The sequence below is a fragment of the uncultured Luteimonas sp. genome (genome assembly GCF_947492465.1).
In the GTDB taxonomy this organism is placed as follows: domain Bacteria; phylum Pseudomonadota; class Gammaproteobacteria; order Xanthomonadales; family Xanthomonadaceae; genus Luteimonas.
This window is the reverse complement of record NZ_CANLNF010000008.1, coordinates 55,260-79,436: the sequence shown is the minus strand read 5'-3', so window position 1 is coordinate 79,436 and position 24,177 is coordinate 55,260. Positions and strand designations below refer to the sequence as shown.

Annotated in this window: 24 protein-coding genes; 1 reads left to right on the top strand and 23 read right to left on the bottom strand. The window is 69.9% G+C overall.

Annotated elements, in window-relative coordinates; genetic code table 11:
* Positions 1 to 219 precede the first annotated feature (219 nt).
* From Q0863_RS15475 to aspS, 20 genes are all read right to left on the bottom strand, one after another.
* Complete coding sequence (locus tag Q0863_RS15475; protein WP_298580460.1) at positions 220 to 1,206, bottom strand: cell envelope integrity protein TolA; 987 nt, start codon at positions 1,204 to 1,206, stop codon at positions 220 to 222.
* Positions 1,196 to 1,639: an ExbD/TolR family protein gene (locus Q0863_RS15470; protein ID WP_298580457.1), complete on the bottom strand. Its 444-nt coding sequence runs from the start codon at positions 1,637 to 1,639 to the stop codon at positions 1,196 to 1,198. Before Q0863_RS15470 ends, Q0863_RS15475 begins: the two co-directional genes overlap by 11 nt.
* An 11-nt stretch (positions 1,640 to 1,650) precedes the next feature.
* The gene (gene tolQ, locus Q0863_RS15465) at positions 1,651 to 2,442 is read right to left on the bottom strand and encodes a protein TolQ (protein ID WP_298580454.1); all 792 of its coding nucleotides are present in this window, start codon (positions 2,440 to 2,442) and stop codon (positions 1,651 to 1,653) included.
* Positions 2,442 to 2,894: a tol-pal system-associated acyl-CoA thioesterase gene (ybgC, locus tag Q0863_RS15460; protein ID WP_298580451.1), complete on the bottom strand. Its 453-nt coding sequence runs from the start codon at positions 2,892 to 2,894 to the stop codon at positions 2,442 to 2,444. The genes tolQ and ybgC overlap by 1 nt, the downstream gene beginning before the upstream one ends.
* A 46-nt stretch (positions 2,895 to 2,940) precedes the next feature.
* Positions 2,941 to 3,981, bottom strand: coding sequence for a Holliday junction branch migration DNA helicase RuvB (ruvB, locus tag Q0863_RS15455; protein WP_298580448.1), 1,041 nt, complete (start codon positions 3,979 to 3,981; stop codon positions 2,941 to 2,943).
* Between the two features lie 138 nt (positions 3,982 to 4,119).
* Positions 4,120 to 4,761 (bottom strand): cytochrome c3 family protein, encoded by a 642-nt coding sequence (locus tag Q0863_RS15450; protein ID WP_298580446.1) that lies wholly within the window; start codon positions 4,759 to 4,761, stop codon positions 4,120 to 4,122.
* A complete protein-coding gene (locus Q0863_RS15445; RefSeq protein ID WP_298580443.1) occupies positions 4,758 to 5,297 on the bottom strand; it encodes a nitrate reductase cytochrome c-type subunit in 540 nt (179 codons plus the stop codon). The genes Q0863_RS15450 and Q0863_RS15445 overlap by 4 nt, the downstream gene beginning before the upstream one ends.
* Position 5,298: 1 nt before the next feature.
* Positions 5,299 to 7,800, bottom strand: coding sequence for a periplasmic nitrate reductase subunit alpha (gene napA, locus Q0863_RS15440; protein ID WP_298580440.1), 2,502 nt, complete (start codon positions 7,798 to 7,800; stop codon positions 5,299 to 5,301).
* Positions 7,797 to 8,099, bottom strand: a complete 303-nt coding sequence (locus tag Q0863_RS15435) for a chaperone NapD (RefSeq protein ID WP_298580437.1) — start codon at positions 8,097 to 8,099, stop codon at positions 7,797 to 7,799. Before Q0863_RS15435 ends, napA begins: the two co-directional genes overlap by 4 nt.
* Positions 8,092 to 8,601, bottom strand: coding sequence for a ferredoxin-type protein NapF (gene napF / locus Q0863_RS15430; protein ID WP_298580434.1), 510 nt, complete (start codon positions 8,599 to 8,601; stop codon positions 8,092 to 8,094). The genes Q0863_RS15435 and napF overlap by 8 nt, the downstream gene beginning before the upstream one ends.
* A gap of 5 nt (positions 8,602 to 8,606) precedes the next feature.
* Entirely contained in the window at positions 8,607 to 8,774 is a 168-nt protein-coding gene (gene napE, locus Q0863_RS15425) for a periplasmic nitrate reductase, NapE protein (protein WP_298580432.1), read from the bottom strand.
* Between the two features lie 207 nt (positions 8,775 to 8,981).
* Positions 8,982 to 9,992, bottom strand: coding sequence for an LLM class flavin-dependent oxidoreductase (locus Q0863_RS15420; RefSeq protein WP_298580429.1), 1,011 nt, complete (start codon positions 9,990 to 9,992; stop codon positions 8,982 to 8,984).
* 155 nt (positions 9,993 to 10,147) lie between these two features.
* A complete protein-coding gene (locus Q0863_RS15415; RefSeq protein ID WP_298580426.1) occupies positions 10,148 to 11,437 on the bottom strand; it encodes a diguanylate cyclase in 1,290 nt (429 codons plus the stop codon).
* Between the two features lie 125 nt (positions 11,438 to 11,562).
* On the bottom strand, positions 11,563 to 13,416 hold the full coding sequence (locus Q0863_RS15410) for a potassium transporter Kup (RefSeq protein WP_298580715.1): 1,854 nt from the start codon (positions 13,414 to 13,416) through the stop codon (positions 11,563 to 11,565).
* Positions 13,417 to 13,503: 87 nt separating this feature from the next.
* Positions 13,504 to 14,094 carry a Holliday junction branch migration protein RuvA gene (ruvA, locus tag Q0863_RS15405; RefSeq protein WP_298580423.1) on the bottom strand — a complete coding sequence of 197 codons (591 nt, stop codon included), beginning with the start codon at positions 14,092 to 14,094 and terminating at the stop codon, positions 13,504 to 13,506.
* 109 nt (positions 14,095 to 14,203) lie between these two features.
* Positions 14,204 to 14,725, bottom strand: a complete 522-nt coding sequence (gene ruvC, locus Q0863_RS15400) for a crossover junction endodeoxyribonuclease RuvC (protein ID WP_298580420.1) — start codon at positions 14,723 to 14,725, stop codon at positions 14,204 to 14,206.
* 87 nt (positions 14,726 to 14,812) lie between these two features.
* Complete coding sequence (locus Q0863_RS15395) at positions 14,813 to 15,544, bottom strand: YebC/PmpR family DNA-binding transcriptional regulator (protein ID WP_298580417.1); 732 nt, start codon at positions 15,542 to 15,544, stop codon at positions 14,813 to 14,815.
* Between the two features lie 34 nt (positions 15,545 to 15,578).
* Positions 15,579 to 16,253: an alpha/beta hydrolase gene (locus Q0863_RS15390; RefSeq protein ID WP_298580415.1), complete on the bottom strand. Its 675-nt coding sequence runs from the start codon at positions 16,251 to 16,253 to the stop codon at positions 15,579 to 15,581.
* Between the two features lie 76 nt (positions 16,254 to 16,329).
* Positions 16,330 to 16,863 (bottom strand): GNAT family N-acetyltransferase, encoded by a 534-nt coding sequence (locus Q0863_RS15385; RefSeq protein ID WP_298580412.1) that lies wholly within the window; start codon positions 16,861 to 16,863, stop codon positions 16,330 to 16,332.
* Between the two features lie 23 nt (positions 16,864 to 16,886).
* The gene (gene aspS / locus Q0863_RS15380) at positions 16,887 to 18,647 is read right to left on the bottom strand and encodes an aspartate--tRNA ligase (protein WP_298580409.1); all 1,761 of its coding nucleotides are present in this window, start codon (positions 18,645 to 18,647) and stop codon (positions 16,887 to 16,889) included.
* A gap of 212 nt (positions 18,648 to 18,859) precedes the next feature.
* Between aspS and Q0863_RS15375 the strand changes: the two genes are divergently transcribed.
* Positions 18,860 to 20,974, top strand: coding sequence for a phosphoglycerol transferase I (locus tag Q0863_RS15375; protein ID WP_298580405.1), 2,115 nt, complete (start codon positions 18,860 to 18,862; stop codon positions 20,972 to 20,974).
* A 58-nt stretch (positions 20,975 to 21,032) separates the two neighbouring features.
* Here Q0863_RS15375 and Q0863_RS15370 read toward each other — a convergent pair whose 3' ends face one another.
* The 3 genes from Q0863_RS15370 to Q0863_RS15360 form a co-directional block, all read right to left on the bottom strand.
* A complete protein-coding gene (locus tag Q0863_RS15370) occupies positions 21,033 to 21,350 on the bottom strand; it encodes a zinc ribbon domain-containing protein (RefSeq protein ID WP_298580401.1) in 318 nt (105 codons plus the stop codon).
* 134 nt (positions 21,351 to 21,484) lie between these two features.
* Positions 21,485 to 22,057, bottom strand: coding sequence for a hypothetical protein (locus Q0863_RS15365; RefSeq protein ID WP_298580712.1), 573 nt, complete (start codon positions 22,055 to 22,057; stop codon positions 21,485 to 21,487).
* Between the two features lie 199 nt (positions 22,058 to 22,256).
* Positions 22,257 to 24,101 (bottom strand): ATP-binding cassette domain-containing protein, encoded by a 1,845-nt coding sequence (locus Q0863_RS15360; RefSeq protein WP_298580398.1) that lies wholly within the window; start codon positions 24,099 to 24,101, stop codon positions 22,257 to 22,259.
* Between the last annotated feature and the right edge of the window lie 76 nt (positions 24,102 to 24,177).

Sequence of the window (24,177 nt, the reverse complement as noted above, 5' to 3'; positions counted from 1 at the left end):
GAACGGGGGATGGATTCCGGCTTCAATGCACCCGGCCGCCAAATCGGCAACATGCGGCCGGAGACCGGAAGATGCATCACTCTGAAGTGGGAGCGACTTCAGTCGCGATCGTCCTGACGGCCCTCGAGGGCATCGAGGACCCGTTCGCGGCTGAAGCCGCTCCCGCACGCACCGGGCGGACGATATCCGGGCGCGGGTGAAGAGCGCGAGGCGACCGCCTCAGCGGTCCTGGGCTTGGAAGTTCAGCGTGATCGTGCGCTGGAACACCGACTCGAATCCGACATACGGCAGCGGCTGCGCCTTCAGCACCGCCGCCTCGACCGAACGCCGGCCGAGTTCGTCGTAGGGGCAGGACGGATCCACCCGCGCTTCCACCACCTCGCCGCCGGGAATCTGGCGGATCACGATGCGGCAGCGTTGCCCGATCGCGACAGTGTCCGGTCGCGTCCAGTTGCGCAGGATCGCCTCCTGCAGCGCGGCCGCGTAGCGCGCGGACAGCCCGGTGTCCACGCCCTGGTTGCCCGGTGGCGGCGGCGCCGACGCGGACTGCGCCTGCTGCGAGGCCTGCCGAGCCTCGCGGTCGGCGATCTGCTGCAGGCGCTGCTGTGCCAGGCGCTGCTCGCGCTCGAGCTTCTCGCGCTCGGCCCGGATCTTCTCCAGCTGCTGCTGCGCCAGCCGCCGCTTCTGCTCGGCCTCCTCCTGGCGCTTGCGCTCGGTCAGGTCGATCTGCTCCTGGCGGCGCTTTTCCTCCTGCTCGCGGTCCACGCGCGCGCGCTCGGCCTCGGCGTCGCGGCGCACTTCCTCCTGGTTGACCTGCTCGGGATCGGGCACGCGCTCCTGCGGCGTTGGCTGGCGCTCGACCGGTGCGTCGTCCGGCACTGGCTCGGGCAGCGGCTGCGGCGGTGGCGGCACCACCTCGTCCTCCACCGGCTCGGGCAAGGGCTGGACCACCGGCTCGGGCAGCGGCTCGGGTTCCAGCGCAAGTGCACGCTCGACCGCGCGCTGGTCCGAACTCGACACGTCCAGCACCGCCTCCATCGACGGCGCGCCCGCCACGCTGATGCGGTCCGGATCCCAGTTCAGCAGCGGCGATAGCAGCAGGATCGCCACCACCAGCACATGCACGACGATGGCCCAGGCGATCGCTCGGCCCAGGCCCTCCTCCGGCGGCGCCCCGCCGGGGCGCTGGAGCGCGTCAGCGTGCATCACCGCCCGCGTTGGTCATCAGGCTGACGTTGCTCACCTTGGCCCGGCGCAGCACGTCCATCGCATCGAGCACGGTCTGGTAGGGCGCATCGCCCTGCGCGGCGACCATGACCCGGAAATCGTTGCCCTGCTGATCGCGGATCGGCGCGAGCATGCCTTCCATCTGCGCCGCGTCGATGACGCGCGGACGGCCGTCGCCGGGCAGCTGCAGGCCCAGGCTGCCGTCGGGATAGGCGATGACGATCACCGGGTCGGTGCGTTCCTGGGTGGCCCGCGCCTCCGACGAGGGCAGCTTGACGTCCACGCTCAGCGTCAGCAGCGGCGCGGTCACCATGAAGATGATCAGCAGCACGAGCATCACGTCGATGTACGGCACGACGTTGATCTCGGATTTCAGCTTGCGCCGCTTGCGGTGGATGATGCTTCCGGCCATGGGCTGCGCGCCTACTCGATCGTGCTCTGGCGCTGCAGGATGGTGCTGAACTCCTCGGCGAAGCTCTCGTAACGCACCGCCAGGCGTTCGACGCGCGTGGTGAAGCGGTTGTAGGCCCACACCGCCGGGATCGCCACGAACAGGCCGATCGCGGTCGCGAACAGCGCTTCGGAGATGCCCGGCGCGACCGCGGCGATGCCGGTCTGCTCGCCGCTGTTGAGCATGTCGTGCATGGTCACCATGATCCCGAACACGGTGCCGACCAGGCCCACGTAGGGCGCGGTGGAACCGATGTTGGCCAGCAGCTCCAGGTTGCGTTCGAGCTGGTCGACCTCGCGCGTATAGCTCACCCGCATCGCACGCTGCGCGCCCTCGAGCTGTGCTCGCGCGTCGAAACCGCGCTTGTCGCGCAGCCGTGCGAACTCGCGGAAACCAGCCTCGAAAATCGCCTCCAGCCCGGTGACGCGGCGGTTGCGGTCGGTGGCGCCGGAGTACAGCTTGCCCAGGTCGGCGCCCGACCAGAACCGGTTCTCGAACTCGTCCGCGTCGCGATTGGCGAGCTTGAAGATGCGCGCCTTGCGGAAAATGATCACCCAGCTGATCACCGAACCGACCAGCAGCAACAGCACGATCAGCTGCACCGGCAGGCTCGCCTTGAGCATCAGGTCGATGTAGTTGATGCCCTCGTGGGCGGTGGCGGCTGCGGCGGCCGTGGCGGTATCGGCCAGCTCGGTCGCCGTGGCGGCGGCCTCTTCGGGCAGCGGCTCGATCTGGGTGGCCTGCAGCAGCATCGCGAGGGGCATCATTCGTCCTGGGCTCCGGGTTCGACGAGTCTTGTCAGTTCCTGGTACAGCGCATCGGGGATCGCCCGCGGGCGGAACGTCGATGCTTCCAGCGCCGCGCAGCGCACCTCCGCGTCCAGCAGCAGCTCGCCATCGCGCAGGATCGACTGCGCGAACACGATGCTCGCGTGACGGCAGCGGCGCAGCGACACCGAAACCTGCAGTGCATCGTCCAGCCGCGCCGGCCTGCGGAAATCGATCCGCATCGCCCGCACCGCGAACACCAGCCCGTGGGTCAGTCGCAGCGCATCCTGTCCGTACCCGAGCGCCCGCACCCATTCGGTGCGCGCCCGCTCGAGGAACGCGACATATTGCGCGTGATAGACCACGCCACCAGCGTCGGTATCTTCCCAGTAGACCCTTGTCGGGATGCTGAACGCGGGAGATTCGGAACTGGGGGACGGTCGGCTCAAGGTCGTGCCTCGGGGTCGTGGAACCGGGAATGGCGGTCGCGACGGATCAGAACAGCTGCTCCGGCTCGCCCTCGCCGGGACCCGGTTCGCGCCGGGGCTTGAGTCCCAGGTGCCGCCACGCCTTCGAACTGGCCATGCGCCCGCGCGCGGTACGGACCAGGAAGCCCTGCTGGATCAGGTAGGGCTCGATCACGTCCTCGAGCGTGCCGCGCTCCTCGCTCAGCGCCGCGGCCAGCGAATCCACGCCGACCGGGCCGCCGTCGAAGTTCTCGATGATCAGGTGGAGCAGGCGCCGGTCGAGTTCGTCGAAGCCCTCCGGGTCGACCTTGAGCATCTTCATCGCCGCGTCGGCCACGTCGCGGTCGATGCGGCCACCGGCGCGCACCTGGGCGTAGTCGCGGACCCGCCGCAGCAGGCGGTTGGCGATGCGCGGGGTGCCGCGCGAACGGCGCGCGATCTCGCCCGCCCCGTCCTCCACGCAGTCCACGCCCAGGATCGCCGCCGCACGACGGACGATCCGGGTCAGCTCGGCGGCGCTGTAGAACTCCAGGCGCTGGACGATGCCGAAGCGGTCGCGCAGGGGCGCGGTCAGCAGGCCGGCGCGGGTGGTGGCGCCGATCAGGGTGAAGGGCGGCAGGTCGATCTTGATCGAGCGCGCGGCAGGGCCCTCGCCGATCATGATGTCGAGCTGGAAATCCTCCATCGCCGGGTACAGCACTTCCTCGACCACGGGCGAGAGGCGGTGGATCTCGTCGATGAACAGCACGTCGTGCGGCTGCAGGTTGGTCAGCAGCGCGGCCAGGTCGCCGGCCTTCTCGATCACCGGCCCGGAGGTGACCCGCAGGCTCACCCCCAGTTCGTTGGCGATCACGTGGCTGAGCGTGGTCTTGCCCAGGCCCGGCGGGCCGAAGATCAGGACGTGGTCGAGTGCTTCGCCGCGATGCTTCGCGGCCTCGATGTACAGCCCCATCTGCTCGCGCACCGGCTGCTGGCCGAGGTATTCGTCCAGCCGCTTCGGGCGGATGCTGGCCTCGACCGCCTCGTCCTCGCGGGTGGCGCCGGCGCCGATGATGCGTTGTTCGTCCATCGCGCTATGGTCGCACGGCGCCCCGGCGGACGCATCGCCCGCCGCCCCCTGCCGCGGCCCTCAGGCACGTTCGCAGCGGCGAATCGCCAGGGCCACCGCGCAACCGCGGGCGCGTTCCGGGCGACGCTCCTTCCCGTGCTAGTGCCCCTGCACCTGGGCCGCGGGCGCTGCCTGCACGCCCTGCGGCACGCCGGCCATGCTGGGCAGCTTGTGGGCGATGCCCTTGTGGCAGTCGATGCAGGTGGCTTCGCCGGTGGCCAGGAAGGTGCGGTGGGTCCGCGCCGCGCGGCTGGCCTGGCGGGTCAGGTCCATCGAGTCGTAGTCGTGGCAGTTGCGGCACTCCAGCGAGTCGTTGGCCTTGAGCCGCGCCCATTCGTGGGTGGCGAGCACCAGACGATGGTCGAGGAATTTCTCGCGGGTGTTGATGGTGCCGAAGATCTTGCCCCAGACCTCCTTGGAGGCCTGCATCTTGCGCGCGATCTTGTCGGTCCAGTCGTGGGGCACGTGGCAGTCGGGACAGGTGGCGCGCACGCCGGACCGGTTGCTGTAGTGGATGGTGGTCTTGAGCTCCTCGAAGACGTTGTCGCGCATCTCGTGGCAGCTGGTGCAGAACTCCTCGCTATTGGTCGCCTCCAGCGCGGTGTTGAAGCCGCCCCAGAACATGATGCCGGCGAGGAAGCCGCCCAGGGTGAGGAAGCCGAGGCTCAGGTACCGCGCCGGCGCGTTGAACTGGCGCCAGAAGGCGCGCAGGGTGTCGGTGACACGGCGCAGCAGGTTCATTGATGCGCCTGCCCGGCCTGCCCGGCGCGCTCATCGCGCAGCATGCTGTCGATGTCGCGGAAACCGTTCGCGACCAGCGGCCTGGCGTCGGTCTGCACCACGTGGCACTGCACGCAGAAGTAGCGTCGCGGCGAGACCTCGGCCAGGAACTGGTCGTCGCGGTCCATGTAGTGGGTGACGCTGACCGGGATCGCCTGGAACTGCGCGGCGGTGTTGCGCGCGTGGCAGAGCATGCAGCGGTTCGAGTTCAGGTCGACCTGGTAGCCGTCGATGCTGTGCGGGATGGTCGGAGGCTGCATCGGATAGGCGCGCTCGCGGCGCAGGTCGAAGTTCTCGACCGCCGCCATCGGCAGCGGCGTGACCTCGGTGGTGATCGGGATATTCCGGCGCAGCCCGTCGATGTCCTGCGCGGGGTTGCCGCGCGCGCCCACTTCGGGAGCGGGCGCGACCACCTGCGGTCGGGGCTCGTCGCGGCTGCAGGCGGCCAGCACCAGCAGGAACAGCGCGAGCATGGAGTTCACGAGGATCGCGCGCATGTCAGGCCCCTCCCACCGCGGCCACGCGGACCGCGCATTTCTTGAAGTCGGTCTGCTTGGAGATCGGATCGGTGGCGTCGAGGGTGACCTTGTTGATGAGTTGCGCGGCGTCGAACCACGGCACGAAGATCACCCCGCGCGGCATCCGGTTGCGGCCGCGCGTCTCCACCCGCGTGCGCATCGCGCCGCGTCGCGAGGCCACTTCCACCTCGTCGCCGCGCTTGAGTCCCCGCGCGCGCGCATCGTCCGGATTCATGAATACCACCGCCGACGGCACCGCCTTGTACAGCTCGGGGATGCGCATGGTCATCGAACCCGAATGCCAGTGCTCGAGCACCCGCCCGGTCACCAGCCACAGGTCGTACTCGGCATCGGGCGATTCCGCCGGCGGTTCGTAGGGCAGCGCCCAGATCACCGCGCGGCCATCGGGATTGCCGTAGAACTCGAAGCCCTTGCCCGCCTTGACGTATGGATCGGCGCCCTCGCGGTAGCGCCAGCGGGTTTCCTTGCCTTCGACCACCGGCCAGCGCAGCCCGCGCACCTGGTGGTAGGTGTCGAAGGGCGCGAGGTCGTGCGCATGGCCGCGGCCGAACTCGGCGTACTCCTCGAACAGGCCCTTCTGCGGGTAGAAGCCGAACGCGTCGGCCTCGTGGTTGGCGTAGCCGGCCTCGATCTGGTCCACGCCGAAGGCGTCGACCTTGCCGTTGCGGTACAGCACCTCGAACAGGGTCTTGCCGCGGAACTCCGGATTGGCCGCCAGGATCTCCTCGGGCCAGCACTCGTCTGTGGTGAAGCGCTTGGAGAACTCCATCAGCTGCCACAGGTCCGACTTCGCCTCGCCGGGCGCGTCCACCAGCTGGTGCCAGAAGTGGGTGCGGCGCTCGGCGTTGCCGTAGGCGCCCTCCTTCTCCACCCACATCGCGGTGGGCAGGATCAGGTCGGCCGCCTGGCAGGTGACGGTGGGATAGGCGTCGGACACCACGATGAAGTTGTCCGGGTTGCGATAGCCCGGGTAGCCTTCCTCGAGGATGTTGGCACCGGCCTGCATGTTGTTGTTGACCTGCACCCAGTAGGCGTTGAGCAGGCCGTCCTTGAGCGCGCGGTTCTGCTCGACTGCGTGGTAGCCGGGCTTGTCCTTGATGATCCCGTGCGGAATCTTCCAGATCTCCTCGGCATGCCTGCGGTGCTCGGGGTTGGTCACCACCATGTCCGCCGGCAGGCGGTGGCTGAAGGTGCCTACTTCGCGCGCGGTGCCGCAGGCCGAAGGCTGGCCGGTAAGCGAGAACGGACTGTTGCCCGGCGTGGCGATCTTCCCGGTGAGCAGGTGGATGTTGTAGACCATGTTGTTGGCCCACGTGCCGCGCGTGTGCTGGTTGAAGCCCATGGTCCAGAACGACATGACCTTGATCTTCGGATCGGCGTACAGCTCGGCCAGCTGCTGCAGCCAGCCGCGCTCGACACCGGACATCTCCACCGCCCGGTCGAGCGTGTACGGCGCCACGAAGCGCGCGAACTCGTCGAAGTCGATCGGCGTGCCGCCGTTGGCGTCGCCGGCGTTCTTCGCCGCCACCTGCAGCGGATGTTCCGGGCGCAGGCCGTAGCCGATGTCGTCGTTGCCGCGCTTGAAGGTGGTGTGCCTGTCGACGAAGTCGCGATTGACCTTGCCCGACTGGATGATGTGGTTGGCGATGTAGTTCAGGATCACCAGGTCGGTCTGCGGCGTGAACACCATCGGGATGTCGGCCAGGTCGAAGCTGCGGTGCTCGTAGGTCGACAGCACAGCGACCTTGACGTGCGGGTTCGACAGCCGCCGGTCGGTGACCCGGGTCCACAGGATCGGGTGCATCTCGGCCATGTTCGAGCCCCACAGCACGAACGCGTCGGCGGCCTCGATGTCGTCGTAGCAACCCATCGGCTCGTCCATGCCGAAGGTGCGCATGAAACCGGTGACCGCCGAGGCCATGCAGTGGCGCGCATTGGGGTCGATGTGGTTGCTGCGGAAGCCGGCCTTCATCAGCTTGTTGGCCGCGTACCCCTCCCACACCGTCCACTGGCCCGAACCGAACATGCCGATGCCGTCGCCGCCCTTGGCCTTGAGCACGGCGCGGAACTTCTCCTCCATCACGTCGAAGGCTTCGTCCCAGCTCACCTGGGTGAAGTCGCCTTCCTTGTCGTAGACGCCGTCCTTCTTGCGCAGCAGCGGCGTGGTGAGCCGGTCGGCGCCGTACATCACCTTCGACAGGAAATAGCCCTTGACGCAGTTCAGGCCGCGGTTGACCTCGGCCTTGACGTCGCCATGGGTGGCGACCACGCGGCCGTTGTGGACCGCGACGTTGATGCCGCAGCCGGTTCCGCAGTAGCGGCACGGTGCCTTGCTCCACTTCAGCCCGCCGTCGCCCTCCATCACCGGCTCGGCGACCTGTGCGGGAAGCGGCAGCCCGGCCGCCGCGGCGGCGCTGGCGATGGCGCTGTTGCGGATGAACTCGCGGCGGCTGGTACTCATCGCAATGACTCCTGTGGTGCGGTCCCGGGCACGGCGGTGTCGGCCGGCGCCTGCGGTTCGATGTGGTGGTAGACGAGGTTGACCGCGTACACGCCGGGCACCGATTCGATCAGCCCGATGTTGTCCATCAGCCCGGCGGTGCCGTCGCTTTCCTGCAGCAGCACGCTGCGGGTGTCGTCCTGGAGGGCGAGTTCGAGTCCTTCGGCGCCTTCGATGGCGGCGGCCAGCGCCGCTTTCGCATCCGGCCGGTGGCGCACCACCAGGCTGGCCAGATGCCATTCGGCCCTGCGCTCAGCCATCGACGGACGCTCCGGGCGCTGCTGCCAGCGCGATGGCGCCGGTCGGGCAGCCGGCAACGCAGGCGCCGCAGCCGGTGCAGCGATCGGCCAGGACATCGGGCACCGGGACCGTGCGCGCCGGCGCGAAGCGGATCGCGGTGGCGCCGCAGGCATCGCGGCAGCTGGAGCAGACCACGCCATTGGCCGCCAGGCAGCCGGAGCCGACGATCGCACGCAGCGTCCATGGCGCCTGGTCCACCGCTCCGAACAGGCCGACGCGGCAGGCCGACGCGCACTCACCGCAGAAGCTGCACTCTCCCAGCGCGGGCTCGAAGACCGGCAGGCCGCCCGCGCCGCGGACCAGCACCTGTTCCGGGCAGGCGCGCACGCATTCGCCGCAACCGGTGCAGGCGTCGGCGAACATCGATTCGCCGAGCCCCCACGGCGGCCGCAGCACGGGCTCTGCACGCGGGCGCCCGCGCAGCAGGGCGCGGCGGGACGGGTCGGGCAGGGAAGCGGGCACGTCGCTCAGCCGCCCGGAGGACCGGGCGGACCGGCGAACATCTGGTAGATCCAGACCGCGAAACCGAACCCGCCGACGATCATCACCGACAGCAGCGGGAACAGCACCACCGTGATGAACAGGAACAGCAGGATTTCCCGTCGCTTCCTGGGCCGGTCGGCATTGGTCTCCACCCTGCGTCTCTCCTGCTGGCGCTTCGGCTCGCAGGGGCTAGCCTAGCGTGACCGCAGGACAAGTCCAAGGGACGCGACGTGTTCGCGCTCACACCCGGCGCGATCGCATGCAACGATGCCGCATCGGCGGCGCGCCGCCGGAACGAAAACGACTCGGCGTCGCCTGGCGTCAAGCCCCGGGACGCAGTCCGCAACGTCGTAGCCGCATCAACGCGACTGGAACGCGGCGGCCGCAAGCGCGAACGAGTGGCGTCGTGCGTCGTGGTCGAACACGTTCGCCGTCAGCAGCAGTTCGTCGGGACGATGCCGTGCGGCAAATGCGGCGATGCCTTCGCGCACGTCGTCCGGATCACCCACCACCGAGCAGGCCAGGGCCTGTTCCACCATCGCCTTTTCCTGCGGCGTCCAGAACGCCTCGATATCGTCGATCGGCGGCGGGATCAAGCCCGGCGGCCCACTGCGGCGCAGGCGCACGAAGCTCTGCTGCTGGGTGGTGAACAGTCGCCGCGCCTCGGCGCGCGTGTCGGCACCGACCACGTTGAGCGCCAGCATCGCGTAGGGCGCACGCAGCCGCCTGGAAGGCTTGAAATCGCGGTGGTAGAGCGCCAGCGCCTCGGTCATCGCCGCGGGCGCGAAATGCGAGGCGAAGGCGTACGGCAGACCGAGCGCCGCAGCCAGCTGCGCGCCGAACAGGCTGGATCCCAGGATCCACACCGGCACGTCGATCCCCGCGCCCGGCACGGCCTGCACCGGCTGTCCCGGCTGCACCGGCTCGAAGTAGCGCAGCAGTTCCATCACGTCCGAGGGGAAGGCATCGGCGCCCGCGTAGTAGCGACGCAGTGCCTGGGTGGTGGGCTGGTCGGTGCCCGGGGCGCGCCCCAGGCCCAGGTCGATGCGCCCCGGATACAGCGAGGCCAATGTGCCGAACTGCTCGGCCACCTGCAGCGGCGCGTGGTTGGGCAGCATCACCCCGCCCGCCCCGACCCGGATGGTCGAGGTGCCGCCGGCGATGTGGCCGATCAGCACCGCTGTCGCCGCGCTCGCGATCCCGGGCATGTTGTGGTGCTCGGCCAGCCAGTAGCGGCTGTAGCCCAGCGCCTCGGCATGGCGCGCCAGGTCGAGGGAATTGGCGAAGGCCTGCGCGGGGGTGCTGCCTTCGCAGACGGGCGCCAGGTCGAGCAGGGAGAACGGAATGGCGGGGGCGGGATTGTTGGGCATGGACATGAATTGGGGGCGCGCTCGCGCTTTTCCATGCCGGGGCCGCCCAGGCCGCGCGACCGCGGACGGGACGCGCCAGCCGGTGGCCGCCATGTCGCCAAACACTGGACGGCCGCGCGGCCCGGCGCGAGCCCGCTTCGCCCACCTCTGGACCGCTATCCCGCCGCCACCACCTGGTTCCGACCGCCCGCCTTGGCCAGGTACAGACGCCGGTCGGCGTCGGCCAGCAGCCGGTGCAGGTCGTCGTCCGGGGCGGCGACGCGCACGCCGATGCTGACGGTCATGCGTAGTTCGCCGCCCGGGGTCTTCACCCGCAGGGCCTCGATGCGCTGGCGCAGGGTATCGAAGTAGGTGTGCAGGGCGCCGGCGTCCAGGTCGGGCACCAGCATGCAGAACTCCTCGCCACCGAAGCGGGCCACCTGGTCCTGCTGCCGCGCGTGGCGGGACAGCACCGCGGCCACCGCGCGCAGGGCGTGGTCGCCGGCCTCGTGGCCCCAGCCGTCGTTGATGTGCTTGAAATGGTCGATGTCCAGGATCGCCATGGCCACCGGACGGCATGCGGTGCGCAGTCGCGGCACCTGGTGTTCGGCCTGTTCGAGGAAGTGGCGGCGGTTGGGCAGGCCGGTGAGGAAGTCGCGGGTGGCCAGGTCCTGCAGGCTGCCGATCAGCTCGAGCTGGTCGACGTTCTGCGAGACGCGGCAGAAGAACTCCTCGCGCGAGAACGGTTTGCGCAGGAAGTCGTTGGCGCCGTTCTTGAGGAAGCGGGCGACCAGGCCGGCGTCGTCGCGCCCGGAGACGCCGATCACCGCGACGCGGTCGCGCGCCCGCAGCGCGCGCAGGCGCCGCGTGAGCTCGACCCCCTGCATGCCGGGCATCTCCTGGTCGACCATCGCCAGGCGGATCGTCGGATCGCGCTCGAGCAGGTACAGGGCCGCCTCGCCATCCTCGGCCTGGACCACGCGGTAACCGTAGGTCTCCAGCAGGTTGGCGGTGTGCATCCGCGCCGAGGCCGAGTCGTCGACCACCAGCGCGGAGATGCGCCGGTTGCGCTCGAGCCGCTTCACCAGCCAGACGATGTAGTCCAGGCTGCCGGGCGTGCTCTTGAGCACGAAGTCGATGACCCGGCGTCGCAGCAGCCGCTCGCGCAGGTCCTCGTCGTAGACCCCGGTGACCACCACGGTCGACAGGCCGCGGTCCTGCAGGCAATCGACCACCTCGTCGCGATCGCCGTCGGCCAGCACCAGCCCGGTCAAGGCCAGGAACCAGTCGTCGTACCGGTCCAGCAGCGCGCGCGCCTCGGCCAGCGTGGAGGCGATCATGACCGGCAGTTCGAGTTGCTGCTCGATGGCGCCGGCCACCGTCTGCACGTAGGCACGCGAGTTCTCAAGCAGCAGCACGCGCTGCGGCAGGGGCGAGCTGGGCACGATGGGCTGGAGCACGGTCATTCGGCCGCACCTGCTGTGGCGTCGCGGGAATTAACGGCCCCGGCGCGCGCGACTTGAGGACAGCGCCTTCTCCCGCGCACACAACCGGAGTGACGCACCGCCAGCGGCGCAAGCGACGCCCCGGGTCAGATTTCGACCTGCGCGCCCAGTTCCACCAGCCGGTTGCCGGGGATCCGGAAGAACTGGTTGGCCGGCGCCGCATTGCGATGCATGACCGCGAACAGGCGGTCGCGCCAGACCGGCATGCCGCGCTTGGCGCTGGAGACGATGGTCTCGCGGCTGACGAAGTAGGTCGTTTCCATCGGGTCGAAGCACAGCGTGCTGTGGTCGGCCGCCTGCATCAGCGCCTGCGGCACGTCGGGAGTTTCCATGAAGCCGAAGCGCACCAGGACCCGGTAGAAGCCATCGCCGATCGAATCGATGGACAGCCGCCTGCCGGTCGCGGCGTAGGGCACCGTCAGCGTTTCCACGGTGAGGAACACGTTGCGTTCGTGCAGCACCTTGTTGTGCTTGAGGTTGTGCAGCAACGCATGCGGCACCACGCCCTTGTCGCTGGTCATGAACACGGCGGTGCCCTCCACCCGCACCGGCGGCGCCAGCATCAGGCCGGGAATGAAGGCGTCCAGGCGGATGCCTTCCTTCTGCATTTCATCGCGCAGGGTCTCGCGACCGCGCCGCCAGGTCCGCAGCATGGTGAACAGGATCATGCCCAGCACCACCGGGAACCACGCGCCCTGCAGCACCTTGGCGCCGTTGGCGATCAGGAACGCCACGTCGATGACCAGGAACAGCCCGCACAGCGGCAGCACCCATTGCCGCCACTCGGGCCACAGCGAGCGCGCCACCAAGGCCAGCAGCAGCGTATCGATCAGCATCGTCGCCGACACCGAGATGCCGTAGGCCGCCGCCAGCGACGAGGAGTTGCCGAACGAAACCACCAGCCCCACCACGATCACCATCATCGTCCAGTTGATCGCCGGGATGTAGATCTGGCCGATGGTCTCGCTGGAGGTGTGCTTGATCCGCATCCTCGGCATGTAGCCCAGCTGCATCGCCTGCCGCGCGACCGAATAGCCGCCGGTGATCACCGCCTGCGAGGCGATCACCGTGGCCATTGTCGCCAGCACGATCATCGGCCACTGCGCCCATTCGGGCACGCCCAGGTAGAACGGGTTGCGGATGGCGGCGGGGTCCTCGAGCACCAGCGCACCCTGGCCGAGGTAGTTGAGCATCAGCGAGGGCAGCACGAAGAAGTACCAGCCGTAGCGGATCGGCCTGGGACCGAAGTGGCCCATGTCGGTGTAGATCGCCTCGCCACCGGTGACCGCCAGCACCACCGCGCCGAGGATGAAGACCCCGCCCCAGGTGTGGTCGATGAAGAAGCGCGCCGCCCACCAGGGGTTGATCGCCTTCAGCACCTCGGGCTCGTGCAGGATGTTCGTCAGCCCCAGCGCGGCCAGGGCGATGAACCACAGCACCGTGATCGGGCCGAAGATCCTGCCGACCTTCGCGGTGCCGTAGCGCTGCGTGGAGAACAGCGCGACCAGCACCACCAGGGTCACCGGCACGATCCAGGCGTGCAGGCCGGGCGCGACCACCTCCAGGCCTTCCACCGCCGAGAGCACCGAGATCGCGGGCGTAATCACGCCGTCGCCGAAGAACAGGGAGGCGCCCAGGATGCCGAGGATGCCCACCATGTAGGCCGAACGCGACCCCTTGGGAAAGCAGCGCTGGGCCAGCGCCATCAGCGCCATGATGCCGCCTTCGCCATCGTTGTCGGCGCGCATGATGATGGTCACGTACTTGAGCGTGACCACCAGGCTGAGCGCCCAGAAGATCATCGACAGCACGCCGAGCACGGTGTCGTGGTCGGCGACCAGGCCGTAGTGCGGCGAGAACGCTTCGCGGATCGTGTACAGCGGACTGGTGCCGATGTCGCCGAACACCACGCCGATGGCGCCGACCACCAGCCCGGCCATGCCGATCCGGCCGTGGCCATGCGCGGTCGTTCCGGATCCTGCTGGCGTCGTGGCGGGCTGTGACATGGGGAGATGGCGTCGGGGCGCTCAGCGAAGCGCGGACTGTAGCGCCTTGCGGATGATGGTTTCTGCAGCATCGCCGTCGACCGCGGCGGCCTTGGCCATCTTCTGCGCCTCGGCCGGCTTGTAGCCCAGCTGCTGCAGGGCGACGATCGCCTCGGACAGCGGATCGGCCGGCGACGGACCGGCAGCGCCGGGCACCGCGCCCACCGCCAGGTCCGCGGCGCGGTCGCGCAACTCGACCACGATGCGCTCGGCGGTCTTCTTGCCGATGCCGGGGATGCGGGTCAGCGCGGTCACGTCGCCTGTCTGCACCAGCATCGCGAACTGGCCGACCGACGATCCCGACAGGATCGCCAGCGCGATCTTCGCTCCGATGCCGGTGACCTTCTGCACGTCGCGGAACAGCCTGCGTTCGGCCTCGCTGAGGAAGCCGTAGAGCGAGACGCTGTCTTCCTTCTGCGCATAGTGGGTGAACAGCGCCACCTCGCGCCCGGCCTCGGGCAGGTCGTAGAAGGTGCTCATCGGCGCTTCGAGCTCGTAGCCCACGCCGTGCACGTCGACGACCAGCCAGGGCGGCTGCTTGTGGACGAGGATGCCCTTGAGTCTTCCGATCATGGGTATGCCCTCCGGGCACGGGAATGGGGAATCGGGAATCGGGAGTCGCGGCTGCGGCTCAGGCCGCCCTTGCGATTCCCGATTCCCCATTCCCGATTCCCGGCTCCCATCACTTCCTGCTCCAGGCCTGCTGCGTGCTCACGCCGAGACGCCGCGCCGTGGCGCGCACGTGCGCATGGGTGATGGCGATGGCCAGCGCGTCGGCGGCATCGGCCTGCAGCTTGCCCTGCAGGTTGAGCATCAGCCCGACCATGTGCTGGATCTGCGCCTTCTCCGCCCCGCCCTTGCCGACCAGGGCCAGCTTCACTTCCTTGGCCGCGTACTCGTGCACCGGCAGGTCGCGCAGCACCACGGCACTGATCGCCGCGCCGCGCGCCTGGCCGAGCTTGAGCGCGGAATCCGGATTGCGTGCCAGGAACACCCGTTCGATCGCCACTTCCTGCGGCCGCCACGTCTCGATCACTTCGGCCAGTCCCAGCAGCAGCCGCTTGAGCCGCTGCGCGAAGTCGCCGTCGCCCAGCAGGACCAGCGCGGCGTTGTACACGTGCGTCGCCCGGCCGGACGCGTCGACATCGATGATGCCCACGCCGGTCCGCTGCGAGCCCGGATCGATGCCGAGGATGCGGATCATGCGCTGCGGTCGCGGCCCGGCAGGGGCCCCGGCGTGGGCGGGCACGGGAGCGACACGTCGCGATTCCCGCCGCCCGCCCTCCGGGCCTCAGCCAAACGCCGCATCGCCCAGCTCGGCATTGGAATGGACGCTCTGCACGTCGTCCATGTCCTCGAGCCAGCGCAGCAGCTTGACCACCTGCTGGGCGGTATCGCCATCGACGGCGATGTCGTTGTCGGCGCGCATGGTCACTTCGGCCAGGTCCGGGGCCAGCCCGGCCGCCTCCATCGCCTGCTTCACCTCGGCGAAGGACTCCGGCGCGGTGAGCACGTCGATCGCGCCGTCCTCCGGATACACCAGCACGTCGTCGGCGCCACCCTCGATCGCCGCCTCGGTGATCTTCTCCTCGTCCGCGCCCGCGCCGTACGACAGCACGCCCAGCTTGCGGAACATGAAGGCCACCGAGCCCTCGGTGCCGAGGTTGCCGCCGAACTTGCCGAAGGCGTGGCGCACGTCGGCCACAGTGCGCACGCGGTTGTCGGTCAGGCAGTCGACGATCACCGCGACCCCGCCTGGCGCGTAGCCCTCGTAGCGGATCTCCTCGTACTCGACGCCTTCCAGCTCGCCGGTGGCCTTCTTGATCGCCCGCTCGATCACGTCCTTGGACATGTTCAGGCCCAGGCCCTTGTCGATCGCCGCGCGCAGGCGCGGATTGCCCCCGGGGTCGCCCCCGCCGGCGCGGGCGGCGACGCCGATCTCGCGGATGATCTTGGTGAAAATCTTGCCGCGCTGTGCGTCGACGGCGTTCTTGCGTGCTTCGATGGATGGACCGCGTCCCATGGATCGTACGAGCCGGTTCGGGAAGACGCGCCGATTATACGTTTCGCGGGGCGTCCCCATGCGCGAAGCGCCCCTCGCGCAGGAACCGGGCCGCCTGCCGTGCGGCCTGCGGCGAGAGCAGCAGACCGCTGTGGCTGGCCGGCACGATGCAGTGGTCGCGCAACCCGGGGATCCGCGTTTCGGCGATCGCCACGGTGCCGTCCGATTCCGGATCCACCGCCGACAGCAGGCGTCCCAGACCACGCGGCACGCAGCCCGCCACCACCCCGACCTCCGCGGTACCGGTCCAGCCTTCGAGTCCACGTTGCAGCAGGCTGGCGCTGCGTCCCAGCACCGGCGAGGCCCAGCGGTGCGCGCCCAGCCAGCGGGCAGTGCAGCTCCCGCACAGCGGCGAACCCAGGCACAGCACGCGCCGCACCGGCAGGTCGGGCTCCAGGCGCAGGGCTTCCAGGGCCACCAGGCCGCCCAGGCTGTAGCCGACCAGGTCGACCTCGGGGCCGCCGCGCAAGGCGTCCGCCAGCACCCGCGCGGCATGCGCCGGATCGTCGAGCACGCTGCGGTAGCCCCAGATCCGTGCATCCAGACCGGCTGCGCGCAGCCGCCTGGCCAGCGGCAGCAGCCACAGGCGCGCATTCCAGATGCCGTGGATCAGCAGCACCGGACGTGCGTCAGGCAGCTCCGCAAGGGTCGTGGAGGGTGGCGTCGACATGCTTCGATTGGGCCCGCGCGCAACGCCAGGCGCAAGCCCGGGTCGCGACGCGTGTGCAGCGGGGCGACGCGCAGGCTCAGCGCGCGGCGAGGTCCTGGGCCGGCCGGCGCAGGATGAACTCGAGGTCCCGGGTGGCGCCGACGGGGAACAGGTACTGCCCGACCCGCTCGAAGCCGCGGCGCGCATAGAAGCGCTGCGCGGCGAGGTTCTCCGACCACACGCCGATCCACAGCGTGCGGGGCCCCTCGCGCAGCAGCCAGTCCATCACTGTGTCCATCATCCGGCCGCCATGCCCGCCCGACTGGTGGCTGCGCAGCAGGTACAGGCGCTTGAGTTCGCCATCGCCGGGGGCGACCTCCGGATGCGGCAGCCCGCAGGGACCGGCGGCGGCGTGACCGACCGCGACACCCCCGTCCTCCAGCAGCCAGACCGCGTAGTCCGGGTGCGAGAGGATCGTGCGCTGGCGCTCGACCGCATAGACCTCGGCGATGAAGTCGGCCAGGTCCTGCGGTGGATAGAGGTGACCGAAGGTCTCGGTGAAGGTGTGCGCGGCCAGCGCCGACAGGATCGGCGCGTCCTCGACGGTCGCGCGGCGGATCGCGACGCCCATCCGGCGGCTCCCGTCCATCGAACTCAGGCCTGCGGCCGCACCTGCACATGCACCTCGGCCAGCTGCGCGTCCGGGATCGGCGACGGCGCGCCGGTCATCAGGCACTGCGCGGAGGTGGTCTTGGGGAAGGCGATGACGTCGCGGATCGACTCGGTGCCCGCCATCAGCGCGGCGATGCGATCGATGCCGAAGGCGATGCCGCCGTGCGGCGGCGCGCCGTACCTGAGCGCGTCGAGCAGGAAGCCGAACTTGAGTTCGGCCTCGTCCTTGCCGATGCCGAGCAGCTCGAACACCGCGCTCTGCATCGAGGAACGGTGGATGCGGATCGAGCCTCCGCCGATCTCGTTGCCGTTGAGCACCATGTCGTAGCCGCGCGACACCGCGGTCGCCGCGTTCGCGCGCAGGTCGGCCTCGTCGTCCACCGCCGGTGCGGTGAAGGGATGGTGCAGAGCCACGTAGCGCTGCGCCTCCTCGTCCCACTCGAACATCGGGAAGTCGGTGACCCACAGCGGCCGCCAGCCGTCCTCGACCAGGCCGAAATCCTTGCCCGCCTTGAGCCGGATCGCGCCCATGAAGTCGCTCACGGTCGTGTACTTGCCGGCACCGAAGAACACGATGTCGCCATTGCCCGCGCCGACATGCGCGACCAGCGCGGCGAAGGCGGGCTCGTCGAAGAACTTCTGGATCGGCGAGGTGATCTCGCCGCCCTCGCCGATCTTGATGTAGGCCAGGCCCCTGGCGCCGTACTTGCCGGCGTGGGCGGCGTACTCGTCGATCTGCTTGCGCGAGAGCGTCGCGCCGCCCGGGATGCGCAGCGCGGCGACGCGGCCGCCGGGATCAGCGGCCGGGCCGGTGAACACCGCAAAGCCGCTGTCCTTGACCAGTTCGGCCACATCGACCAGCTCCAGCGCGATGCGCAGGTCGGGCTTGTCCGAACCGTAGCGGCGCATCGCCTCCGCGTACGTCATGCGCGGGAACTCCGCCGCCAGCTCGACGTCGGCCACCTCACGGAACACGTCGCGGATCATCGCCTCGACGGTGTCCTGCACGTCGCGCTCGGAGACCCAGGCGAACTCCATGTCGAGCTGGGTGAATTCCAGCTGGCGGTCGGCGCGCAGCGCCTCGTCGCGGAAGCAGCGCGCGATCTGGTAGTAGCGGTCGAAGCCCGCCATCATCAGGATCTGCTTGAACAGCTGCGGCGACTGCGGCAACGCGTAGAACTCGCCCGGATGCATGCGCGCCGGCACCAGGAAGTCGCGCGCGCCCTCGGGCGTGGCCTTGGTCAGGATCGGGGTCTCGATGTCCTGGAAACCGCGCGCATCCAGCCAGTGCCGCAGGGCGCTGACCAGCTTCGTCCGGGTGCGCATGCGGCGCTGCATCTCGGGATGGCGCAGGTCGAGGTAGCGGTACTTCAGCCGCGTCTCCTCGCCCGGGTTCTCGTGGTGGTGGAACGGCAGCGGCTCGGCCTTGTTCAGCACCTCGATCGCCTCGGCCACCACTTCCACCTGGCCGGTGCGGATCTTCGCGTTCACCGAATGGCGACGGCGCACGGTACCGGTGATGCGCAGGCAGTCCTCGTAGCCCAGCTTCTCGGCCATCGCCACGACCCCGGCATTGCCGGCCGCATCCGAAGGCTCGGCCACGACCTGGACGATGCCCTCGTGGTCGCGCAGGTCGATGAAGCAGACGCCGCCGAGGTTGCGGGCGACGTCGGCCCAGCCGCAGAGGGTCACGGTCTGGCCGACCAGCGATTCGTCGACCAGGCCACAGAAATGGGTACGCATGGAACGGGAACTCCGCAGGTCGTGCCGGACGCGCCGGCAAACCGGGAAGTTTAAAGGGCTTTTCGCCAGGCGCGACGGGACGTGAACGACAGCGACCCCGACGGGACGGCAATCGGCCGCTGTCGACGTGCCGTTCAGCAATATGACAGCACCGTGTCACGAGGTCCCGTCATGCGGGCACCGGCCCCGTCCCCCTGAGGAAGCCCGTCCGCATGACGATGATCCTGCTGCTCTCGCTGTCCCTGCTGGCCTACCTGCTGGTCGCTTCCGAGCGGTTTGCGTGGTTCAAGGCGGGGCTGCTCTCGATCCTGCTGCTCGGGCTCAGCGCCTGGTGGCTGGTCGACCGGCTCAGCGGCAACGGCATCGACCCGGCCACGCTCTACCACCTGCAGGCCGGCCTGCAGGGCGCGGGCGTGGGCGATTTCAGCGGCGATATCGCACGCTTTCTCGGACTGGCCCTGCTGTCGCTGCTGCCGCTGGCGCTGGTGCCGCTGCTGCGCGGCCGGCTGCAGGGTTTCCGCCGCCGGCATCCGGCGCCGGCCGTCTCGGCGGGATTCGCGGCGATCTTCGTCGCGGCCGTCGTGGCCAGCCCGCTGTATGCCGACGCCCAGCGCCTGCAGCGCCATCTGGCGCCGGTGGACGCCACCGGCATCGCCGGCCAGTACCACGTGCCGGGCGGCGAACTGCCGCGCCGCCCCAACATCGTCTGGATCTACGCCGAGAGCCTGGAGCGGACCTACCTGGACGACACGGTGTTCCCGGGCCTGATGCCGCAGCTCTCGCAGCTGGTCCGGCAGGGCCTGGACTTCCGCGACATCGCCTCGCCCGAAGGCGGCGGCTGGACGATCGCCGGACTGGTCACCTCGCAGTGCGGCCTGCCGCTCACCGCCGCGCGCGGCGACGAGAACAGCCTGGGGCGGATGCGCGAGTTCCTGCCTGGCGCGCACTGCCTGGGCGATTTCCTGCAGGGCCAGGGCTACCGCAACCTGTTCCTGGGCGGCGCGGATTCCGGTTTCGCGGCCAAGGGCCGGTTCCTGCGCCAGCACGGCTTCGACGAGGTGCGCGACCTGGCGCATTACCGCAAGGCCGGCATCGCCCCTGCGCACTTCTCCAACTGGGGCCTGCACGACGACGTGCTGCTGGAGGACGCGTTCGACACCTTCCTCCGGCTGTCGGCGGCCGGGACGCCGTTCATGCTCAACGCGCTGACCATGGACACCCACCACCCGGCAGGCCACCTGCCCGTGGCCTGCCGCGACGTGCGCTACGAGAGCGCGCTGGGCGACATCGGACTGCTGCACGCGATCAAGTGCAGCGACATGCTGATCTCGCGGCTGGTCGAGCGCATCCGCGCCAGCCCCTACGCCGACGACACCCTGATCGTGCTCGCCTCCGACCACCTGGCGATGCCCAACGACCTGGGCGACGTGCTGGCCGGGATGCGTCGCGAGAACCTGCTGCTGTTCCTCGGCCCGGGGATCGAAGGCCAGCAGATGGCGGTGCCGGGCACGACGCTCGACTCGGGCGCCACGCTGCTGTCGCTGATCGACCCGGCCCGCGACGCGCTCGGCTTCGGCCGCTCGCTGCTGGCGCCGGGCGCGGCGCCGAGCGCGAGCCTGGCCGCGCTGGACGGCTCCGGGACGGACTACGCGCCCTACCTGGCGTACGCGCGCGAGCTGTGGACCGGTGGCGACGCGCGCACCCTGCGCATCGACGACGGCCAGATCCGCATCGGCCTGCAGCACGTGCAGCCGCCGGTGATGATCGAGTACGACGAGGACTGGGCGCTGGAGGCGATCACGATGGAGGACGCGCCACGACAGTTCGGGATCGACGATCCGGCCAACGTGCGCGCCTACGTGGACCGCTGCACCGCCTTCGACGGCGATGCCCTGAGCGGCGAGTGGTGCGCGCTGCTGGTGGATGCGCAGAACAACCGCAAGCTGTTCGCCGACGCGGCCCTGCAGCGGGGCGTGCGCGTGGATGCGCCGCTGGAAGCGGCGAGCGGCCCGCGGCCTCGGCCGCGACGCGCGATCTGGCTGGGCCACGAAACCGAAGTGGTGGCCGGCCAGTACCAGCTGCGGGTGCGCCCGCGCGAGTGGCCGACCCATCCGTTCTGGCTGGAAGCCGTGGCCTCGGACGGACGCGTGGTCGCGCGCGAGTGGATCCAGCCCAAGGGGCGCCGTCCGACCGAGCCGATCCGCCTGCAGATCGGCGTGGACGACACCATCGACGATCTCGAGTTCCGCGCCTGGCTGGACTGGGCCGAGTACATGGAACTCGACAGCCTGGCGATGGTGCGCACCGCGCCGCGATCGCGCTCCTGAGCCGGGCAGGCGCGACGCTCGCCGCGCCGCGCGCGTGGCCGGAGGACGGCGTTGCGCCTCAGGCGTCGCCGGACTTGGCCGCGGGCGTCGCGGCGGCTGGCGCGGCAGCCGGCTTGGCGGCCTCGGCGGAGGGCGCATCGGCCTTCGGCGCCTTGGCACCGTCGTCGCCGGCCAGGTTGCGCTTGCGGTCGCCGTCCTTCTTGAAGTCGGTCTCGTACCAGCCGCCGCCGGCCAGGCGGAACGAAGGCGCGGTGACCGCGCGCTTCACCGAGGCCGCGCTGCAGGACGGACAGGTCTCGGGATCCGGGTCGGAAAGCTTCTGCAGCCGGTCGAAGCTGTGGCCGCACTGTTCGCAGCGGAACGCATAGATGGGCATGGCGATGTCGGGATGGAGGATTCGTCTCGGCGCGCAGTGTGGGGACGGCGCAGCCGAATTCAAGGCGGGCGGCACACGCCGGTGCAGCCGATGCGGTGGACCCGCGGCAGCTTCGCCGCGGGCCGGGTCCTGGCCTATTCCTGCGGCGCGCTGCCCCAGGGAGCCGGCGGCAGCTCGACCGGAAGGGTCAGGTCGAACTCGACCCGGAACTGGCGGCCGTCGGGGCGCCGCAGCTCGTAGACGAAACGTCGCCCCGGATCGATCTCCATCCCCCAGGTATTGGTGACTGATGCCGTCAACCCCTCGCGCTCGAACATCGCAACCGATTCGGCATCGACCGGGAACTCCTGTCGCACTGCCGTGCCGGGTGCGGTGGTTTCGCCGCCATACATGGTGACCGCGTCCTCGCTGCCGTCTTCGTGGCGATGGTCGTGTTTGAGCCGCAGGCCGTCCGCAGTGCGGGTCAGCACCCAGGTACGCGAGTGGTCGTCGCCGACATGGAACGGCACGCGCAGTTCGCGCGCGGGGTCTTCGCAACCGCGCACGTGCATCACCATGCGCTTGCCGGCGAACGCATCGGGCTCGGACGAGGCCGGACGGTTGGCGGCGATGCGTCCTTCGAAGGCCTGGCCGCAGTGCATGGCCAGCGCCGCCAGGAAAGCGTCGGCAGGCGCCTGCCGGCCGGTATCCGGAGGCGCGTTCTCCATCGTGACCGTGGCCCTGTCGGCCTGTGCGGCCGGATCGGGGGCCGGCAATTCCACCTCGACCTTGCACGCGGACAAGCCAACGGCCGCCGACAATGCGATCGCGACGAGGGGCTGGAACCTGCGTCCGCCAGGGCGGTTCGATGCGTTCATCGCTGCACCGTAACCGCGCCGCGCTGCGCCGGCAAGCCGACGAGCACGCTCAGCCATACAGTGCCAGCAGTTCGCCTTCGGCCTCGTCCAGCTGCGCGCGCAGTGCGGCCTGCTTCTGGCCGAGGTCGATGACCCTGGCGCCATCGGCGTAGACCGCCGGCTCGGCCAGCTCGGCCTCGAGGTCGGCAAGCGCGCGCTCGAGCTCGGCCACCCGCGCCTCCGCCTTGCCCAGCCGGTGCGGATTGATCTTCTGCGCCGCCTTGGGTTCGGGTGCCGGCTCGGCGACCTTGGGCATCGCCGGCGCGCGCGCCTGTTCGCTGGACGGTCGCGAACGCAGCCACGCCGCGTATTCGTCCAGGTCGCCGTCGAACGGCTTGACCACGCCGTCGGACACGCGCCAGAAGCTGTCGCTGACCAGGCCGATCAGGTGGCGGTCGTGCGAGACCAGCACGATCGCGCCTTCGAAATCGCTCAGCGCTTCGGCCAGCGCCTCGCGCATGTCGAGGTCGAGGTGGTTGGTGGGTTCGTCGAGCAGCAGCACGTTGGGCTGGCGCCAGGCGATCAGCGCCAGCGCCAGGCGCGCGCGCTCGCCGCCGGAGAAGCCGTCGATGTTCTCGAAGGCGCGGTCGCCCGGGAAATACCACTTGCCGAGGAAATCGCGGAACGCCTGCGTCGGCGAATCGGGCGACAGCTCGCGCAGGTGGTCGATCGGCGAGGTGCCCTCCTTCAGCGACTCCACCGTGTGCTGGGCGAAGTAGCCGATGCGCAGGTCGGGATGGGCGTAGCGCTCGCCGGCCACCAGCGGCAGCTCGCCCACCAGCGTCTTGACCAGGGTCGACTTGCCGGCGCCGTTGGGTCCGAGCAGGCCGATGCGGTCGCCCGCCTCCAGGCCGAAACCGACGTTGGAGAGGATCCGCGCCTGCGGCCCGTAGCCGCATTCGCCATCGTTGATGCGCAGCAGCGCATGCGGCAGCCGCGACGGCGCGGGGAACTCGATGCGGAACTCGCGCTCGGCGCGCACCGCCTCGGTGCCGGCCAGCTTGGCCAGGCGCTTCATGCGGCTCTGGGCCTGGCGCGCCTTGCTGGCCTGGGCCTTGAACCGGTCGATGAACTTCTGCAGGTGGGCGCGCTCGGCCTGCTCCTTCTCGTGCGCGATCTGCTGCTGGCGCAGGTGCTCGGCGCGCTGGCGCTCGAAGGCGGTGTAGTCGCCGACGTAGAGCCTCGCCTTGCCGTCGTTGAGGTGCAGGGTATGGGTGCTCACCCCGTCGAGGAACTCGCGGTCGTGCGAGATCAGCAGCAGGGTGCCCGGATACTTGAGCAGCCACTGCTCCAGCCACAGCACCGCGTCGAGATCGAGGTGGTTGGTCGGCTCGTCGAGCAGCAGCAGGTCGCTGGGCATCATCAGCGCGCGCGCCAGGTTCAGGCGCACCCGCCAGCCGCCGGAGAACTCGCTGACCGCGCGGTGGTGGGTCTCGGCCGGGAAGCCCAGGCCGTGCAGCAGGCGGCCGGCGCGGGCCTCGGCGTCGTAGCCGCCCAGCTCGGCCAGCTTCTGGTGGGCCTCGGCCACTGCCTCCCAGTCCTCGCGGACGTTGGCCTCGGCTTCGGCCCGGATCACCGCGGCCACGACGTCGTCGCCGCCAAGCACGAAGTCGATGGCCGGGTCCGGCAGCGACGGGGTTTCCTGGGCGACGCTGGCGATGCGGACCCGGTTGGGCACGTCGATGTCGCCGAGGTCGGCCTCGACCTCGCCGCGCACCGCGGCGAACAGGCTGGACTTGCCGGTCCCGTTGCGGCCGACCACGCCCACCCGCCAGCCGGCGTGCAGGGCCAGGTCGACATTGGACAGCAGCAGGCGCTCACCCCGGCGCAGGGCGAAGTTTCGGAAGGCGATCATGGGGCGCGGATTCTACCGGAGCGGCCCGACTGCCCGCCCAACGCCGGCATGAAGACATGCCGGACGGGCCTTTGAC